Annotated in this window: 14 protein-coding genes; 1 reads left to right on the forward strand and 13 read right to left on the reverse strand. The window is 56.7% G+C overall.

All coding sequences use genetic code 11. The annotated features are described in order from the left end of the window. Positions 1–12 precede the first annotated feature (12 nt). From DLM86_RS02360 to DLM86_RS02395, 8 genes are all read right to left on the reverse strand, one after another. A complete protein-coding gene (locus tag DLM86_RS02360) occupies positions 13–573 on the reverse strand; it encodes a glycerol-3-phosphate responsive antiterminator (RefSeq protein WP_110838343.1) in 561 nt (186 codons plus the stop codon). Positions 574–635: 62 nt separating this feature from the next. Beyond that, a complete protein-coding gene (locus DLM86_RS02365) occupies positions 636–1,406 on the reverse strand; it encodes an HAD-IIA family hydrolase (protein ID WP_110838344.1) in 771 nt (256 codons plus the stop codon). A gap of 185 nt (positions 1,407–1,591) precedes the next feature. Beyond that, entirely contained in the window at positions 1,592–2,542 is a 951-nt protein-coding gene (locus DLM86_RS02370) for a helix-turn-helix transcriptional regulator (protein WP_110838345.1), read from the reverse strand. Between the two features lie 43 nt (positions 2,543–2,585). Beyond that, the gene (locus DLM86_RS02375; protein ID WP_110838346.1) at positions 2,586–3,389 is read right to left on the reverse strand and encodes an SDR family NAD(P)-dependent oxidoreductase; all 804 of its coding nucleotides are present in this window, start codon (positions 3,387–3,389) and stop codon (positions 2,586–2,588) included. A gap of 103 nt (positions 3,390–3,492) precedes the next feature. Then, positions 3,493–3,924, reverse strand: coding sequence for a pentapeptide repeat-containing protein (locus DLM86_RS02380; protein WP_158289284.1), 432 nt, complete (start codon positions 3,922–3,924; stop codon positions 3,493–3,495). A gap of 142 nt (positions 3,925–4,066) precedes the next feature. Continuing rightward, positions 4,067–8,185, reverse strand: a complete 4,119-nt coding sequence (gene hepB / locus DLM86_RS02385) for a heparin/heparin-sulfate lyase HepB (protein ID WP_110838348.1) — start codon at positions 8,183–8,185, stop codon at positions 4,067–4,069. A gap of 9 nt (positions 8,186–8,194) precedes the next feature. Beyond that, positions 8,195–8,638, reverse strand: coding sequence for a hypothetical protein (locus tag DLM86_RS02390; RefSeq protein WP_110838349.1), 444 nt, complete (start codon positions 8,636–8,638; stop codon positions 8,195–8,197). Between the two features lie 606 nt (positions 8,639–9,244). Next, a complete protein-coding gene (locus DLM86_RS02395; RefSeq protein ID WP_146250138.1) occupies positions 9,245–9,631 on the reverse strand; it encodes a hypothetical protein in 387 nt (128 codons plus the stop codon). Positions 9,632–9,675: 44 nt separating this feature from the next. Between DLM86_RS02395 and DLM86_RS02400 the strand changes: the two genes are divergently transcribed. Further along, a complete protein-coding gene (locus DLM86_RS02400) occupies positions 9,676–9,966 on the forward strand; it encodes a hypothetical protein (RefSeq protein ID WP_110838351.1) in 291 nt (96 codons plus the stop codon). 542 nt (positions 9,967–10,508) lie between these two features. On the opposite strand, the gene DLM86_RS02405 is transcribed toward DLM86_RS02400, so the two are convergent. From DLM86_RS02405 to DLM86_RS02425, 5 genes are all read right to left on the reverse strand, one after another. Next, the gene (locus DLM86_RS02405) at positions 10,509–12,146 is read right to left on the reverse strand and encodes a response regulator (RefSeq protein WP_110838352.1); all 1,638 of its coding nucleotides are present in this window, start codon (positions 12,144–12,146) and stop codon (positions 10,509–10,511) included. Beyond that, complete coding sequence (locus tag DLM86_RS02410; RefSeq protein WP_158289285.1) at positions 12,121–13,950, reverse strand: cache domain-containing sensor histidine kinase; 1,830 nt, start codon at positions 13,948–13,950, stop codon at positions 12,121–12,123. Before DLM86_RS02410 ends, DLM86_RS02405 begins: the two co-directional genes overlap by 26 nt. A 90-nt stretch (positions 13,951–14,040) precedes the next feature. Beyond that, on the reverse strand, positions 14,041–14,928 hold the full coding sequence (locus tag DLM86_RS02415; protein WP_110838354.1) for a carbohydrate ABC transporter permease: 888 nt from the start codon (positions 14,926–14,928) through the stop codon (positions 14,041–14,043). 24 nt (positions 14,929–14,952) lie between these two features. Continuing rightward, positions 14,953–15,900 carry an ABC transporter permease gene (locus DLM86_RS02420; protein WP_110838355.1) on the reverse strand — a complete coding sequence of 316 codons (948 nt, stop codon included), beginning with the start codon at positions 15,898–15,900 and terminating at the stop codon, positions 14,953–14,955. Between the two features lie 91 nt (positions 15,901–15,991). Continuing rightward, a complete protein-coding gene (locus DLM86_RS02425) occupies positions 15,992–17,605 on the reverse strand; it encodes an extracellular solute-binding protein (RefSeq protein WP_110838356.1) in 1,614 nt (537 codons plus the stop codon). Between the last annotated feature and the right edge of the window lie 303 nt (positions 17,606–17,908).

The following is a 17,908-nucleotide window of genomic DNA, read 5'->3' on the forward strand; positions in this document are numbered from 1 at the left end:
CTTTGTCGCGGCTCAGTCCGCCCACAGCTCCGGCGCTCCGACGGATACGGCCAGCGCGCCCGCCTTCAGTCCGTCGTCGATTTCCTGCCGGTTGCCGACCAGTCCGCCGGCGATAATCGGCAGCGGCGTCATATTCGTCATCTCGCGGATAATGCGCGGCATAATGCCCGGCATCACCTCGATCGCGTCGGGGTTGCTCTGCTCCACCGCCTTGATGCCTCGCAGCACGGCGTTGCGGTCGATCAGGAAGATGCGCTGGATGGCGAGCAGGCCGCTGTCCTTCGCCGCCTTTACGATGCTGCTCTTCGTGGAAATGATGCCGGTCGGCCGCACATGCTTCGCGACGTAGGCGACGCCCCCCCGGTCCGCGGCGATCCCCTCGATAAACTCCATATGCAAAAACACGTGCTTGCCCGCCTGCTTCACCTTCTCGGTCAGCTCGTGCACGTTCATGAGCGAGCCGGTCAGCAAAAACACGACGTTCACTTGCCCGCGCAGAGCGGCGTCCAAGTCCGCTTCCTTCTGTACGGCGGCAATCGTCTGATGCTCGACGATATCGACTATCGGGTACATGTGGCGCTCCTCCATAACGAACAGGCTTCTCCCATTATAGCACGGAACGCGGGCCGGAAGGGCTACAGGTCGGCAATTTTCGCGATGCTGGGCAAAATCGTGCGCGGCCGGTCCGGTCCCCGCTCGGCCATCTCCCGCGTCCCGACGCCGGTAAGCACGAGCACCGAATGCATGCCCGCTTCGTTGGCCATCCGGATATCGGTTTCGAGACGGTCTCCGATCACGTAGCAGTCGCCGTAATCGAGACCCATATGCTCGACCGCCGCTTCGGCGGCGATACGCGACGGCTTGCCGACGACGACGACCGCCGGCTTCCCGAGCGCCGTTTCCAGAGCCGCGATGAACGTGCCCGTATCCGGCAGCTGGCCGTCCTCGAGCGGGCAAGTCGCGTCCGGGTTGGAGGCGATGATGGGCACTCCCTTGAGCGCCGCCTGGAACAGCGCGTTCAGCTTGTCGTAGGTGAACTGGCGGTCCCACGACAAGACGACGACCGACGCGTCCTCCGACTTGTCGGTACAGACGATGCCGTGGGCCGCAAGCTCTTCGCGGATCGGCTCCTCGCCGATGACGTAGACCGTTTCGCCGGGCTTCATCGTCTTGCGCAGGTGCCGGGCTACGATCAGCGACGAATTGAGCACGTCGTCCACCCCGGTCGGGATGCCCATCTTCGTCAGCTTGTTCGCATAAGACAAACGGGTGGCGATCGGCTTGTTCGACAAAAATACGACTTTATCGCCGCGGCTCCGCAGCTTGGCGATCGACTCCGCCGCTCCCTCGATCATCCGTTCCCCCAAATAAACCGTGCCGTCCAAATCGAAAATGTATCCGCGCAACTGTCGGCTCCTCCTTCTCCATCCCCATCGATACGGCCGCGGATGGACAAAAGAAAAACCCTTATCCATGGTAAACACGCCTTCGCGTGGGCGAAGGCCGTGCATACGGATAAGGGTTACTCCTGTTCTCAAACCTGACCGTTCTATGCAGTTGCTATGAATTATAGAGGCGGGGCGCTTCTTTGTCAACGGCCGATATCGTCCGGACAGCCGCCGCCATCCGCTTCCTCGTATCGGTCCGCGATCGCCGCGACATACCGCCGCAGCGCCTCGATCAATTCGGGCGGGTCCAGCAGCGTCGCGGCCGGTCCGAAGCCGACGATATGGCGCAACGCCGCCTCGACCGTATAGTAGCGTACCGACACCTGCAGCGTTCCGTCCGGAGCGGCCGTTACCCGCTCCTCCCCGAATTCGTCCAGCACGCTCGCCTTGAGCTCGGGCCGAAAGCGCAGCTGCGCCGTGATGCCGGGCGGAACGGAAGCTTGCCGTCGGTCCTTGTCCACGTCATGAATCGTCAGCTCTCGCCGTACGAACGTGTCCGGCCGGATCGCGAGGCCGCTCATTCGCGACAGACGGAACACCCGCAGCGCCTCCCGCATCCGGCAGTAGCCCCACAAGTTCCACCCGTTTCCTCGGAGGTACAGCCCCATCGGTTCGACCGTCCGCACCGTTTCCGCGCCCCGATGGTCCGTGTAAGCGAATTCCGCAACCTTGCCGTCGCGGATGGCCAAGTACAGCCGGCGCAGCTTGTCCTTGTCGGCCGGACGCGCGGCCTGGTTGAAATCAAGAGCCGAGGAGGACGGCGCCCGCTCGGGCATCAACGAGCCGATCCGGTCGAGGAGACGCGTCAGCCCGGCCGGGTCGGTCACCGCTTGAACGCCGTTCAGCGCGTGATAGATGGCGACGAAATCGTCGATCGACAACACCTGCTTGTCCAGCCGGTAGCCGGGCATAATCTCGTAGCCGCCCTCCGGGCCCAAGCAGGCATAGACGGGAATACCCGCCTGGTTGATCGCCTCGATGTCCCGGTAGATCGTGCGCAGCGACACCTCGAACCGCTCGGCCAATTCGGCGGCGCCCACTCTCTTGCTGCTCAGCAAAGCCATCGTGATGGCCAGCAGCCGATCCAGCCTCATGCGAACTCCTCCCTCCCTCCGCGAATGAGGATATATTCCCGATTCATACCAAGCCTCCGTCCACCCGGATGTTTTGCCCCGTCACCCAGCCTGCGCGCGGATCGACGAGCAGCAGGACGACGTCGGCTATATCCGCGGGCGTGCCCAGCCGTCCGAGCGCCGTGAGATGCCGGAGACCGGCCAAGTCCTCCTCCCGGACGCCGCTTCGCAGCATGTCCGTATCGGTCGGGCCGGGCGAAATCGTATTGACCGTAATGCCGCGCCGGCCGAATTCGCGCGAGGCGACCCGGCCGAATTGCTCGACGGCCGCTTTGCTCGCGGCGTACACCGCCTCGCCCGGCGAAGGCCACGCGGTGCCCACGCTGGAGATGTTCACGATGCGGCCGCCGTCGCGCATGCGCACTTCTCCCCGCTGCATCATGAAGAAGGTGCCTTTCGCGTTGACGTTCATGACCCGGTCGTACGCTTCCGGCGTCGTATGACGAATATCCGCGTGATCGATCACCCCGGCGTTGTTGACCAGCACGTCGAGAAACGGCTCCGGCCCGGAGCCGAAATGCCGCGACGCCCGCTCCAGCATGTCGTCCGGCTCGCCGATGTCGGTCAGCCGGCACCGTTCCGCGAATACGTCCCGGCCGCTTGCCCGAAGCTCGCGTTCCAGACCGCGCGCCGCGTCCTCCTCCTTCTCGTAAGTAAACACGACCCGATAGCCGTTAGCGGCCAAGCGTCGCACGATTTCCCGGCCGATTCCCCGGGATCCCCCCGTCACGATCGCATTCCGGGCCGGGGTCTCCGCCCGGCTGCCGGCATCCGTCTCTTTTTCGTTCCCGTACGCGTCGGTCGTCATACCGATCGAACCTCCTTCACTATGAACAAAGTCGGTTCCAGTATAAACAAGAGAGCCTGACAACGGATTGTCAGGCTCTCGAACGCGTATGGAAAAAATTCGTTCACTCGCCCTTCCCGGCGGACGCGGAAGCGTACTGGTTCATCAGCTTTTCGATGTCGACCCCGTTGATGGTCAAGCCCTTGATGTCGCAGTTCTCCAGCTTCACGTTCGTAAACGAGCAGTCGGCAAACCGTCCTTCTTCGAAATTGCAATGGACGAATTGGACGCCCTGCTTGTTGAAGTCGACTTCCGGTTGGCTCGGATTGCCGTACCCGACATATTGGATCCGGGCCCCGCCCCATTGAGCGCCGTCGATATGCAGCTCGCTCAAATTGGCGTCCGAGATCGCCAGTCCCGTCATGTTGACGTCCTGCAGTCGAACGCCGCTGACGTCGCAGCAGGTGATTTCCGTTCCGCTCAGCTTGCAGCAGTTGAAGTTCGATTCGCTTACATCGGCATTTTTTACGGTTAAGCGGACTTTCTCGTTTTCCACCTTCAATCGAATCACCCCGGCATAAGGATACGTCCCGTTTCCAGTTTAATCCACCGGCAGGTTATCCGCAAGCGGCGTCCGGGAACCCCCATCCCTCCTATCCTGACTTGCTTGGGGAAGATGGAGTGGCTCTTCATACGGTTTATCGAATGCTCCTTTCGTTTACTCGCAATTCAGCTGCAACCAGTCGCGCATCCCGCAGCAAATAGTCTGCTGCCGCTTCCGATATATGCTTTCCGCGCTGCGCTTCCACCTGCTGGATGAACGCCTGAATCTGCCCATGCTCCAGCTTCTTCATTAAGCTGTTGGAAATGCCGTGATTGTTGATCGAATCGTCCGCCGTAAATACCGTCACCATCTGCTTGAGTGTTTCAATATCGGCATAGGTCGTAAAGGTCAACGTGGCCGTAGCGGTATTCCCCGCCAAATCGGTCGACATCACTACGAACGTATGGGTACCCGGCGCGATCGTATAAAGCGGGATCGTTGTTCCCGGCACATAGACGGTCCCATCCAGGGTCACCGTCGTCTTGCTCTCATCGACTCCGGACATATTGTCGCTCAGGGCAACCTGTACCGACAGCTCTCCGGAATTGCCGAGCGTGCTTCCGTCCGCAAGACCGGTTATGGAGATCGTCGGTGCAGCGGTGTCGATAGACTTCACCAGCCCGACCCAGTCCAAATTACTCGCGCCAATGACGTTCCACATTTTGAGCTGCACAGGTCCTGCCGGTAAATAAGTCGCGGTGCGGACCGTCGCCGCTCTCCATTCTTGCGGGGCGGCTCCAAAGCTCGGCGTGCTTGGCGCTTCAACGGAATACAGTTCGGAGCCGAACTGAATCGACCGCTTGATGTTGCCGCCGTTTAACTCCCAGCCCCCTACATATTTCAAGGCAACATCGTAGTACCCGGCTTCGGGAACATGCAGGTCCCACGTAATGGTCTGGCCGGGATTAACCCATCCGTTTACGCCTTTACCTCCTGATAGAAACGGTCTCGTGTTATAAACAACTATACCCGGGTCCGCATGGCTGAAGCTTTCCGCTTCCGCAAATACGTCCAGCTTCGCTTTCACCGCCTCGAAATCTGACGTGACGTCTATTGGATGAAGCTCTGCGGGATAAAGGACCGTCTCTTGAACGGCATGCTTCGGCGTTATGCCGCCAGCTGATTGATAGCCCTTGCTGACGATTCGGACATAACGGGCCAGTCCCCTGTCGAAGACAACATCTTCCACTTGATCGGTTTTGCCGCCGCTTACGCCGCTATAAACCGTTTTCCATGCGGTTCCGTCTAGCGATAATTGCAGTTCAAACACAACATGCCGTTCATACCCTTTGTACCAGGCAATACCGACCTTGTCGACCACTTTCACTGTTCCTAGATCATATTGAATCCAGGCCTGCTCGCCTGTTGCACTCCAGTACGTATCGGGTTTCCCATCGATTGTCGTTTCGCCGGAGTATGGAACCCCCGTGCTGTCGGTGACCGCCGTAAGTCCGTAATTGGTAGTCGGCTTGAGGGTAGTCAGTGCAGCATTTCTGAAAAACTCGTCCCATTGGGTCGTTCCCCACTGTGCGATTTCGATCAAGTCCAAGGGAACATAGAGAATATTCTGGAGAAGCGCAACCGGCGCTTTCAACTCTTTGGTCCCGGCATCCGTGACCACTTGGCTGCTGCCGGCCGTGATGCTCACCGCTTTGCCGAGCTTGATCGCGGAAACGGTCCCCGTCTGCACGTCGCCTTCCAACCGGACACCAAGCGGCGCCAGCACCTCTTGAGCCGGAACCATCAGCGTATTGCCGACGAATTTGGGCTGATTCGTCAACCCAACCGTTTTTCCGTCAACCGTAACCGATATTGGAATATTGATTTCCGGCATCGGAATGTTTGGCACAACAGGCGCCTCCGGCATCGTGCGGACCGCAGATCGAGTTAACGTATACGTTCCCGCATCTCCTTGGAAATACAAGATGCCTTTGTCGGCAAGGACTTCGTATTGTACTGCGGACGGCTGGGAGCCCTGCCGCTGCACGGTCCAGTAGCCTGCCGCCAGATCCGTAACGAGTACATACAAGCCGCTGTCCGAACCAGGAATTTCAAATATTAATTCATCGTTGACCGGTTGACCGTCCTTCGCAAATAACACCACCCGATCGGATATTTGAGCCCCGACCACTTTGTCTCCATTGATTTGTTCGACAGCTAAAGGAGCCGGTCCCCCCTCGGAATCCGATACCTGCATCACGTTCAGGAACGTATCCGTCGCAGCCGGTTGGCTGGGCGAAATCTCGATCCGCCAGGAGCCCGGCTCGGCCGCCACCCCTGCACTTTTCGGAGCGTTCGGGTAATTGGTCCCGTTTACGATGAATTCTCGGCCCGGGCCGCCCTCTTTTCGAATATCCGCCGCATTGCCGGAGGGCAGCAGTGTCGTATTGACCAGCTTTCCATTATAGCCGCCCTTCTCATTCTTCATCACTTGGGTGTTACCCGTGAGCTCAGGCTCCTCGATACTATGCAGCAGCCACGTTTTCTTGAAATCGGGCTGCGCAGCGGAAACCCTGTCAAACACAAGCAGGGCGGCGGGATGAACATTATTTTTCAGATTAAGAAACACCATGGAGCGTTTGTAGTCCGTTACTTTGCTCGTGTACGCTTTGGTCAGATCTCCTTTAATGTACGAAAAATCCGGCGTCGCGGCATCCGAGCCGACGGCTTGATTCAGCACCCTGGCGACCTCGTAGCCTTTGGCCGGATTCAGCAGCTCGGCAAGCGTGGCCGCCTCCCCCAAATTATTGGGAAACCGCTGACCGCCGTCATTCTCGAAGCTCCTGGCGCCGGAACGGAATTGCTCGTTAGGGTCGTTCACCAGCATCGCGTTATGGGCAATGGTCCGCTTATGGTAATTAAAGTCGTGATCGCTGGCATACCCCCCCTTGGTTCCTTCGTAAACCCCGCTCGGGATGGCTAATGCGCCTTTATAATAGAGTTGAAAGCTGCCTGCGTCCTCATGGGCATGATTCACAAAATTGTATGTTCCGATATTCATCTCGGCCACGACACTATTGGAATTTACGCTGCCTTCCCAGTTCGTGCGGGCGATCATCGAGCCGTGCGGATAACCGAAGAACCTTGTAAGCGGTAAATCCCTTTCGCTCTTGGCAAGGACATCGAGGTCGGGATCGTTAAACAAGACCATATAAATGGGGTCTATTGCAGCGCCGTAATTGACTTGCCGTACAAACTCATTGCGCAAATAGGGATCTTTGTAGTACGCAGACGATAAGAATATCGTTAAAGGGCTGTCCTTGAAGTATTGCCCGGGTGCGGTAAACAAGCTCGTGAAATCGTCGCCTCTTCTTAATAATTGACCGTCCGGTCGTCTGGCGTATAACCAGCTGTACGGCACATATTGCTGCTTGGGCGAAAATACGTTGCCGTATCCGAGACGGTCGAACAGCCATAACGCGTTAAGATCCCACTGAAAGCGAAAGAGGCCGTAGGAATTCCCTTGCGATGTCATGCCGGACTCATATTCAAAATTGCGTACAGGTACGAATTCATCGAAAAATCTTCCGGCCGCAATTTCATACAAATTCGGATTTTCATCATAGGAAGCGATTCCGAAAGAAAGCAGATCGCGAAGCAGCTGCGCTTCCGATCCGTGACCGGTGACGGCTCCTTGGCCGAGCGGCGGATAGCCGATTTCCATTTGTTTTCCGATTTGGGCCACCATTAGACGGATAGTCAGTCGCTGATCGTCGTTCATTAGCGGATAACACCAGTCATAGACGAGCGCTGCTGTAAAAATGATTTCGCCGATCTCCCGCGAATCGGAAGGAAAAATACCGGCGGCAAAATAATGAAGCAGCTGATTGACAGCCTTATGGCCTGCGGTAATGTTGCCATCGATGAGATATAGCAGCGCATTCGATTTAACAACTGTTGGGTTCAGCGTTCCGACAACTACGTCTGTTCCAGCGTTAGCGACGACCCTTTGCCACACCGCGGGCATCGTACCTTTCGTCAAATTTTCCTTTATTTTGGGGATATGCTCACTCCGTACGAATACCCGGGGATGGACATGAGCGGGAGGCGTAATCGCCGGCTTGTTATATGGATTCGGATAGATGGTTTCAGCCGGCGCAGCGTCCGCTGCCGCAGACTGGTCCACAACAGAAAATCCACCTGTCGCACTTATCATCAAAGTAAAAAGTAAGGTCCACACAAGAAAAAGGTTCGACTTACGATTTCGAATCATAATCACACCTCATTGTAGCAGATTGTATTCAAAGCTTGCTGAATGAACGACTTCATCTGGGCGTGCTCCAGCTTTTTCATTAAACGATTGGAAATGCCGTGACTGCCATTCCAACGAACCGGCGGGCGGCATCGAGGTTGGCGTTGCCGTCGGTGTGGCCGTTAGCGTTACAGAAGGCGAAGCGGACGGCGTAACCGTCGGCGTCGGCACCGGATCTGCAGCCGTCAAGGACGCTTGGTCGATGATCACATCGGCCGTACCCGCCCTTGGGGTCGACAGCTCCAGTTGAACAGCGATCGTGCCGCTCCCCAGCTCGAATCCGCGGTTAACGACCAGCCCCGATCCCATCATGGGATCCGTACCGGCGGCACCAACGAGCGGAACGGAGAACACACTCATAGTTCCGCTGAGTATATCGCGGCTGCGGTTGTACGGGTAATGCTCCACTTCCATTTACGATTGGTTAATCATTTTTCGCCTCCTGGTTTTGTGGTATAACGCTTCTATTCACCCCCCCTTTCAGTAGCTCACTCGGCTGATCGTCAGCACAATGGTCTGAACGATGGCCGAAAATACCGCCTCGTTTTCAGTCGTCTCATCGCATTCGTGATTACGCTTTCACAATAGTGATTCGATGATATTTCCACTGTGCCCATTCCTTCACGTTCATCATAGAAAGGATTCGATCCCGTCGTAAATAACCGAATTTTAAGCTCTTTTACTTTTTTATATCTACCTGGGAAAAAGACCATAATCCGCATTTTCGCATGCTCGGCTATGGCGATTGGGTCGCCGTTCAATGCCTTCCAATTTCAGCGTATCGGGTGGATTGGGCACGCCGACCTTCGGCGAGAATGTCGCCCGGCGTCAGCTTCGTCCCCGGTCCGTCGATTCCCATATTCGACTCGAACGTCATGCTCAATGCGAGCGCTTTGACCTACGGGGGGCAACCAGGCCAGCGATATCCGTTTCTCGCGAAATCAGGTAAGCGCTTATGGAAAGGAAGCACCGCGTACTTCGCGTACGCGGTGCTTCGCGGCCCTGCTTCCTTCACTCTCGTTATCTCACCGTAACCGTCACCTTGTCGCTCGCCGCCACCCCGGCCGCATTGATCGGTTCGGCCTTGTATCGATAGGCGCCTGGAGCTCTTCCCGTTATCGCCGTACTGGCCGTCTGCGCGCCGGGCGTCCTGGCGGCAAGCTGCTGCGTATCGACCGGCACGCCGTTCTCGTACAGTTTGTACATCGTACCGTTCGTCTTCGGCGTCCCGTCCGCCAGCCGCTTCGTATCGATCGCCGTGCCGTTCTCATACAGCGTATAGCTCGTGCCGTTCTGTCCCCACCACAGGTTCATCGTCACCTCGTAGTTCCCGTCCTGCAGACCGTATGCATGCCCGCTATTGCCGGACAGCACCGCTTGCCCCGGCGCTGCGGCCGCCAGCGGCACAAGACTGGCATGAGCCGCTTGCAGATTGGCCGCAGCAGCGTCTCTTGCTCCTGCGTCTTGGACGCCGCCTCGATGACGGCAATCGCCTGCGCGAGGGGAACGAATCGCAGCTCACGAACCTGATTCGCAAAGTGTTTGCCAAGCGGGAAGGGAAAACGCTGTCGGCCGCCGCATGGCTGGAGTTCGGCAGAAACGTGATCGGCAAGATCAAGGGTGAAGCGTCTCCGCTTGTGATCGCGCCCGGGCGGCTGCAGGACATGTTCCACCAGGCGGAGAAGAAAACGCAGCAATGCGTCACGGCCGAAGACCTTGAGCGGAAGAAAAAACCGGGATGAAATCGTGGACTGTATCAATGAAACCCGGATTATGAAAGCGACGACGCGCTCGCCGACCACAAGCTGAAAATCACCGGAAAAGAGCATGGTGAACACGATCAACAACATGATCGGCTCGGGATCTGGAACACTTTCTTCAGTTTTCCGCAATCATATCTTTCGGGATCAGGTAACGGTTCAGTGCTTTCCCCCACATATGGGACCGTTTTAACGCGATTGGGCGGACACGTGCAGCGCTAACGGACATCACGGAGGCTGTCGTGAAAAATCACCTGCAATCGCACGATTTGCGCCAAATCACGGCCATTGGAGGAGAGATCGGATGGTTGGGTGTGGCTTGGCAATAGAACGAAACGTTGTGCGGCGGTGCGGTGTAGTGGCGCTGGTGCGAGGCGATTCGGCGGTGAGCGGGGTGGTGCGACGAGGTGCGGCGGCGCGGTGCGGCGGCGCGGTGCGGTGGCGCTGGTACGATGCGAGTCGGCGATGTGCGATGCGGTGCTGCCCAAAAGGGGGCGGCTTTAGCCCGCATAGGCGGGCCCCCCTTAACCGCCCGCCCCCTTGTCCCCCATTCCCTTCGCTTCGGCGGGGGGGATGCCCCAATGTTTGCGGAACACGCGGGTGAAATAGCTGAAGTCGCGATACCCGAGCATCGCGGCCGTCTCGGATACTTTCATCCCTTCGTTCAGCCACTGCATCGCCAGCTTCATCTTGCGCTCGACGATGTAGGCGGTGAACGACTGCCCCATATGCTGCTTGAACAGGCGGGATAAGTACGACGGGTTGATGAACAGCTTGTCGGCCGCCTCATGCAGCCCGATATCCTCGTGAATGCCCGAGTCGACGAATTCAATCATCGCCGTCACCAGCGCGTGCCGGCTTGTCGTCTTGCGCTCGTTCACGTACCGGGTGATGCTGTCGACCGTTCCGTGCAGCCACTCCACGATTCTCTCCTTCGACAGCCGCTCGGGCAACCGGCGGAAATACGCATATTGTTCCCCCAGCACCTCCGCCAGCGGCCATCCGTGAGTCTGGATGCTGCGCAGGATCAAGGCGCTCAGAAACATGACGTTCTCGTACACCTCGTCGGGCGTCTGCGCCCGATCGATGGCCCGAACGACCCAGCGGTCGACGACTTCGATCGCTTTATCCCGCTGCCCCGATTCCAGCGCGTATGACAGCAGCTTCTCCATCTCCGCATCGATCGGCACGGCTGTTTGCGGATGCGGTGCGTCACGAAACGGAATGACGATGTCGCGCCCGTGCACGACTCTCTCCTTCAGCGCCAAACCGGCCTGGCGATAGGAGGCGCCTGCCGCTTCCTTCTCATATACGGGGCGGCCGATGCCGGCGCTCGCGGTCACCTTCATATACTCTTTAAACACCGTCAGCAGCTTGGCCGTATGCTGCTGGACATCGGCCATAAAGCCATTCTCCGCCCGTTCGTTCCATTCGGCTTCCAACGGGGCGGTAAACACGAGGACCGCCGTACCGTCATAGTCGGGAAATAGGAGGCAGGGCACCCGATCGAGCAGCTCCTCCGCCAGACCAAGCAGCGTAACTTGGAGCAGCGGCGCGTCATCGGCGGTGAACCGCTTCTCCCCCGGGGGCAGCGGATCGATATCGACGACAACGACCGTATACGCAGTCCGGTCCGGGAGCTCGATCATCAGTTCCCGGCTTCTCCGCTCCAACTCCCATCCCGCATACTTGCCGGCCATCCAGCTCTGGCAGAACAGATCCTGCAGACGGGGCAGATGTTCTGCCCATTTCCGCTGCATTCGCTCCTGATTGTACAGCGTCTCCAACTCGGTGCGAATCCTCTCCCGCGCCTCGAGCACGGCTTTCAGCACTTCGGGATTTCCAGCCGGCTTGAGCAAATATTTCACTACATTCAAGTCGATCGCCGACTGCGCGTATTTGAAGTCGTCGTGTCCGCTCAACACGACAATCTTGACAAGAGGGTCCTCCTGCGTAATGTGCCTGGCCAAGGACAATCCGTCCAGCTCCGCAATCTGGATATCGAGCAGCACGATATTCGGCTTCGTCCGCTCGAACAAACGCAAAGCATCAACGCCGTTGTCCGCCGTAGCGACGACATCAATGCCGTGCTCCTCCCACGGAATGTTGCGAGCGATGTTGTTCAAAAGCCGCAGCTCATCCTCCACGATCATCAGATTCATCCGCCGCACCTCCTATCGGTATCCAGAGAATGACCGATGTCCCCTCATTCTCTCTGCTATCGATCTCCAATTCCGCCCGATCGCCATAATACAGCTTCAGCCTCGCCTTCACGTTCCACAGCCCGTACAATTCCGTTCTCGGCTTCTGCTCTTGAAGCAGACCCTTCACCGCATGGATGGACAGCTTGCCAAGCTCCGACCGAATATACTCGAGTCTCTCGGGATCGAGTCCCTTGCCGTTATCCGCCACCTCCATCCGCAGCATATCGCCCTCCAGCCGAATATCGATTCGGACCTCGCCGCCCTTCGCCTTCTTCTCCAGTCCATGCAGGATGGCATTCTCCACAAGCGGCTGAAGCAGCAGCTTCAAGACGGGAATCGGCTTGCACGCCTCCTCGACATTCACTTGCACGGCCAGCTTGTCAACGAACCGCAGCTGCTGGACGCGCAAGTAATATTGCAGATGCTGGACGGTCTCTCCTACCGTAAACTCCTCCTGCCCCTTGCTCAGGCTGAGCCGGAAAAACTTCGACAAGTTCAGCGCCATCTCCCCGATCTCATCGGCGCCGTAATTCTCGGCCATACTGTACATCGTGTCGAGGGTATTATAGAGGAAGTGCGGATTAATTTGCGATTGAAGCACACGAAGCTCCGCCTTCAGGCGAAGCAGCTGCTGCTCGTATATATTTTCGATAAGATGCTTCTGCTCTTGCGCCATCTGGTTGAATGCGTTCATCAGGTAGCCGAACTCGTCCTCTCGTTTGCCCGGCAGGCTCGTATCCAGCTTCCCGACTCTCAGTTGCTTCATCCCGTGGGCGAGTGAAGAAAGCGGTGCGGCAATGCCACGATAGACGACCCACGAGATCATCAAGGTCAACAGGAAACTGACGCCGATGATCGCATAAGTGATCATCCGCAGCTTGTCCGACTCCGCATAGATCGCGTCCGCCGGCTTCACCATCACGATCGACCAGCCCGACTGCGGCGAACGGTATTGAACGACCAGCTCCTCCTTGCCCGTACGCTCCGACTTGCCCACTGTCATCATGCGCGAATCGTCCTCCCGCTCGGGCAGATCCTCAAGAGACGCCGTCCCCGCCAACACCCTTCCGTCCTCGGCAAGAAGATATGCCCTTTCTTCCGGACCGCTCACCAGCTTGCCTAGTTCCCGTGCTAAACGGGCTCTTCCGACCGTAATCATTACAACATGAGTCACCTTGACTCCAAAAGGATCAACCGGGCGAAGCAGCGTGACGCTGCCTGGATGGAACGCCGGGTCCAGCTGCTGGTAGCTATCGAACTCCCCTTCACGCGGGAGCAGTAGTATACTCTTGCCGCCTCTGCCCAACACTTCTAAATACCATCGCTGCTTCTGATATCCTTCCACCTGACGGCTTCCGTATTGGGAAGAAATCATCGTGTTCGAGAACGAGTGGTAGATAGCCAGCTGTGACAAATTTCCATTGGCCGCAGAGGTGCTCGACAGCTGATTGAGCACCTTCTGGAAATTTAGCGTCAATCTTTCGGTCAGCCGCGTGTCCTCAAGCTTAAGAAGATCTATGATATTATCATCGTCCGCGATCGACATGGACAGCATATCGATATTTTGCATCATCATATCGAATGAATCTACCGCGGAGGCGAGCGTAACGAGAATTTGCTCGTTCACCTTCACCTCCAGATTGCGCTGCGACCGGAAGCCGGCATAGACGCTGATGGCCACAAGCGGGATCAGAATGATGAGAAAATAACTCGTCAACCGCAGCTGCACCGATTGCTTGAAATTGCGGACTAGCCGTCTCATGTCCATTCCGACCTTTCGGGATCGTTTCACGTGCTGATTCTCACATTATCTACCATTCCCTGCCGCTTGAGTAGCAGTATTTGCGAGAATTTATCCCTTGATCGCCCCGATCAACATGCCTTTGATGAAGTATTTCTGCAGGAACGGATACGCAACCAGCACCGGCAGGATGGTCACGACAACCGTCGCCATCCTCACCGTCTCCGGCGGCAGCTGGGCCACCTGCATCGAATTGATCGACAGCTCCTGGCTGACGCTTGGCGTTTGGATCATATTGCGCAGCACGACCTGCATCGGGTACAGCTCCCGGTCCGTAATATAGATGATGCCCTTGAAATATTCGTTCCAGTAGCTGACGCCGTAGAACAGTCCGACCGTAGCCAGGATCGGCGCCGACAGCGGCAGCACGATCCGGATCAAGGTCGAGATGTCGCTGCAGCCGTCAACACGGGCCGCCTCCTCCACCTCCTGCGGGAGGCCTTCGAAATACGTCTTCATAATTAGAAAATTAAACGTCGACACGGCGCCAGGTATGATCAGCGCCCACATCGTATTGTAAATACCCAACTCCCGGACGACGAGATACAACGGAATAATACCGCCGCTAAACAGCATCGTAAACACGATGGCCATAAGAATCGCGCTGCGCCCCGGAACCGATTTCTTGGACAACGGATAGGCAAGCAGTGTGGTTACGGCTAAGCTCAACAACGTACCAATCACCGTCACCTTAATGGTAAGGAGCAAGGTATCCGGAATGCGTTCGCTTGAGAATATTTCTTGATAGGCCAGCAGCGTCATCTTGGCCGGCAGCACGATAAACCCTCCATTGCGCAAAACTTCGGTATACGGCGTCACCGACATGATAAAGACATAATACACCGGGAACAGCGTAGCAAGCGCGAACAGCGCCAATACCGTATAGTTCGCGGCGTCCGCCACGCGCTCTGATCTTGTTTTGTGAATGACGAAAGACATGATATGCACCTCCCATAAGCAGAATTACCAGATGCCCGAACCGCCGGCCTTCTTGGCGATCTTGTTCGCGGTCAGAACCAGGATCAGCGCAATGACCGACTTGAACACACCGGTTGCCGCCGTCAGCGTGAAATCGAGCTTCTCCAGCAGGTTGCGGAATACCCATGTATCGATAATATCGCCTACCTCGTAGACGGTTGCATTCAGATAAATATACACCTGATCGAATCCGGCATCCAGAATGTTGCCGACCCGGAGTATCAAGAGCAAGATGAACACTTCGCGGATGCCCGGCAGCGTTATGTGCCACAGCTGTCTCCAACGGCTTGCCCCGTCAACTACAGCCGCTTCGTACAGCTCGTGATTAATGGAAGCAAGAGCGGCCAGGTAGATAATCGCGCCGAACCCCGTGTTTTTCCAGAGGTCTGTGATAATCAGCAGCGACCGGAAGAAATCTTGATCCGCCATCAGATTCAGATCGCCCCAGCCCATATCCCGCACGAGACCGGTAATAAGTCCAGATCCAGGGGCCAGGAACGAGAACGTGAGCCCATATACGATCACCCACGATAAGAAGTACGGTCCGTACGTAACCGTCTGAACGAATCGCTTGAACCATTGTGAACGAATTTCATTCAGCATCAAGGCCAGCAGCACGTCCGGCAGCATGTTAAACAGAATCCGGTATACGCTGATGACCAGCGTGTTTTTCATGATTTTATAGAAATCCGGGTTGTTAAAAATGATCTTGAAGTTGTCGAAGCCGACCCACTCGCTCCCCCATACGCCCTTCATCAGATTGAAATCCTGGAATGCGACGAGTATGCCGATCATTGGCAAGTAATGAAACAGCAAATAATAAAGCAAACCCGGCGCCATCATCAAGTAAAACCAACGGCTTCGGTAGATGCTTCTCCATTTCAACCTACTATTCAGCTGGCTCGCCGTCTTGGCGGTCATTGTCGTCTGCATCTTTCTTCCTCCTCCAAAAAGCAGAAGGGAACCCGCCGGCCTACTATCGCCGCCGGTTCCCTTCATGACCACTTGACTTGTTGTCGAGCCGTTATTTGAAAGCGTTCAGCTTCGTACCCTTAATGACTTCGTTGAGCTGATCCGTGTAGTACTGGAAGATTTCCCGACCGCGGAACTTCGTCATCAGCTCCTCGCGGTATTGCGGCCACTTGGCCGCGCTCTTATCCTCGAAGATCATGAGGACGTGCAGGCGGTTCATCTCCTTGCGGAAATCTCCAATCGCAATACCTTGAGGCGGAACGAGATTAACCGGCGGAAGCGCATCATGCTTCGGATATGCGGAAATCGTCTTCAGGATCGCTGCGTCGCGGGCCGACACACGCGGATCGACCACTTCAAATCCGAGAACGGCCGGCTCTTCCGGTGTAAAGGCGCGGTAAATGCCCAGCCAGTTGCCTTGCTTCGTAATATCATTCTCGTAAGTGTCCGAAATCAGCTCGATCTTTTTACCGGACCGCTTGTAATGCTTGCCTTCTTGGCCGTAGTGCGTCAGCAGATAGCCCTCTTCGCCGGTAAGCCAGTTAAGCACTTCGATCGAACGTTTGATGTTGTCCGGCTTCTTCTCGGCGACGAGCTTGCCGGCGAGAATCGTGTCTGTCGGGACGCCGTTCTTCCAGATCGCCTTAGCTTCCGGGAACGGGTTGAACGGCTGCCAGTCGGCTTTTGGGTTGATCGCTTTCGATTTGCCTTGCACACTGCTGGCTACTCCCTCGAAAGCAGCCGTTTTGTCGCCGCTGAAGAAAATACCGGCCTTGCCTTGCGCAGCCTTATCCAGATGCGCGGGATATTTCTGGAGGAACCAGTCCGGATCGATGATACCTTCGTTGTTCATGTCGATGATGCCCTGAACGACCTTCTGTACGCCAAGATCGGTCCGGTTGTCGACGAACGAATTGTTTGCGATCTGGAAGTCGGCGACAAAGCCGTTAGCCATCCATTGCGGGAATTCGAAGTTAAGACCTGTTCCGCCTGCCGACGTTGTGAACCCGTACGTATCCTTCTTGCCGTTGCCGTCCGGGTCATCGTTCGTGAACTTGCGCATCACGTCCAGCATTTCGGCATAACTCTTCGGTTTCTGCAAGTTCAGCTTGTCAAGCCAATCCTGGCGAATATAGTAGGCGGCGTACCCGTTGCGGAAGAACGGCAGGAGCGCCCGGTTGAACTTGACGCCTTTCATCTGGAAGGAATCGAGCTCTTCCTCTTTCACCCACTTGTAGTAGTTCGGCATCGTCTCCTTCGAAATGTATGGCGTAAGGTCGGCGAGCAAGCCGTCGTTGGAATATTTCTGCGATTCCGCCCCGCCGGCTATGAAGATGTCGGGTACGTCGCCGCCCGCCAGCATGACGTTCAGCTTGTTGTTGTAGTCGTTGCCCAGGCTCATATATTCGATCTTCAGATCGACATTGAACTTCTCCTCAATTGCCTTCTTGACGAAGTCTTTGTCCGCAGAAGGCAGTGTCGCGTTGGCGAATTCCGACCCCAACGGCACCATCCAGCGCAGGCTGATCTTCGGCTGCGCCGATGCCGAAGGACTGCCGCTGCCTTCCGGCTTGTTTGACGATTCCGTCGTCTTGGAACCGCTGTCACTGCAAGCCGTCGTCATCGCGAACGAGGCGGCCAGCAGGAGAACCGTTGATTTTTTCATGTTGAACACCCTTTCTCTGTCTGCATCTTGATAATATGCGGGCGATGCTTGCAAGAGCGTGCACGTCCGCCCCCCTATTTTTGCTTGCCGTAAGCGTTCATTCCGCTAGCTTCGATTATCGCGGATGCTGGCAATTAATCATAGGGGAGTACTTTGACATTCGGGAAGCACTTTTTTGACTTTTGTGGCGGGTTAGAGGGATACCGGGCGAAGAATGCCGGGGGGCGGGGCAAGCTGCTGCGGGGCGATGGACAAGGCGTGCTGCGGAATAAACCGGAACGGCGAGGTCATAACGGATTACGG

Source organism: Paenibacillus flagellatus (assembly GCF_003217775.1).
In the GTDB taxonomy this organism is placed as follows: domain Bacteria; phylum Bacillota; class Bacilli; order Paenibacillales; family NBRC-103111; genus Paenibacillus_AB; species Paenibacillus_AB flagellatus.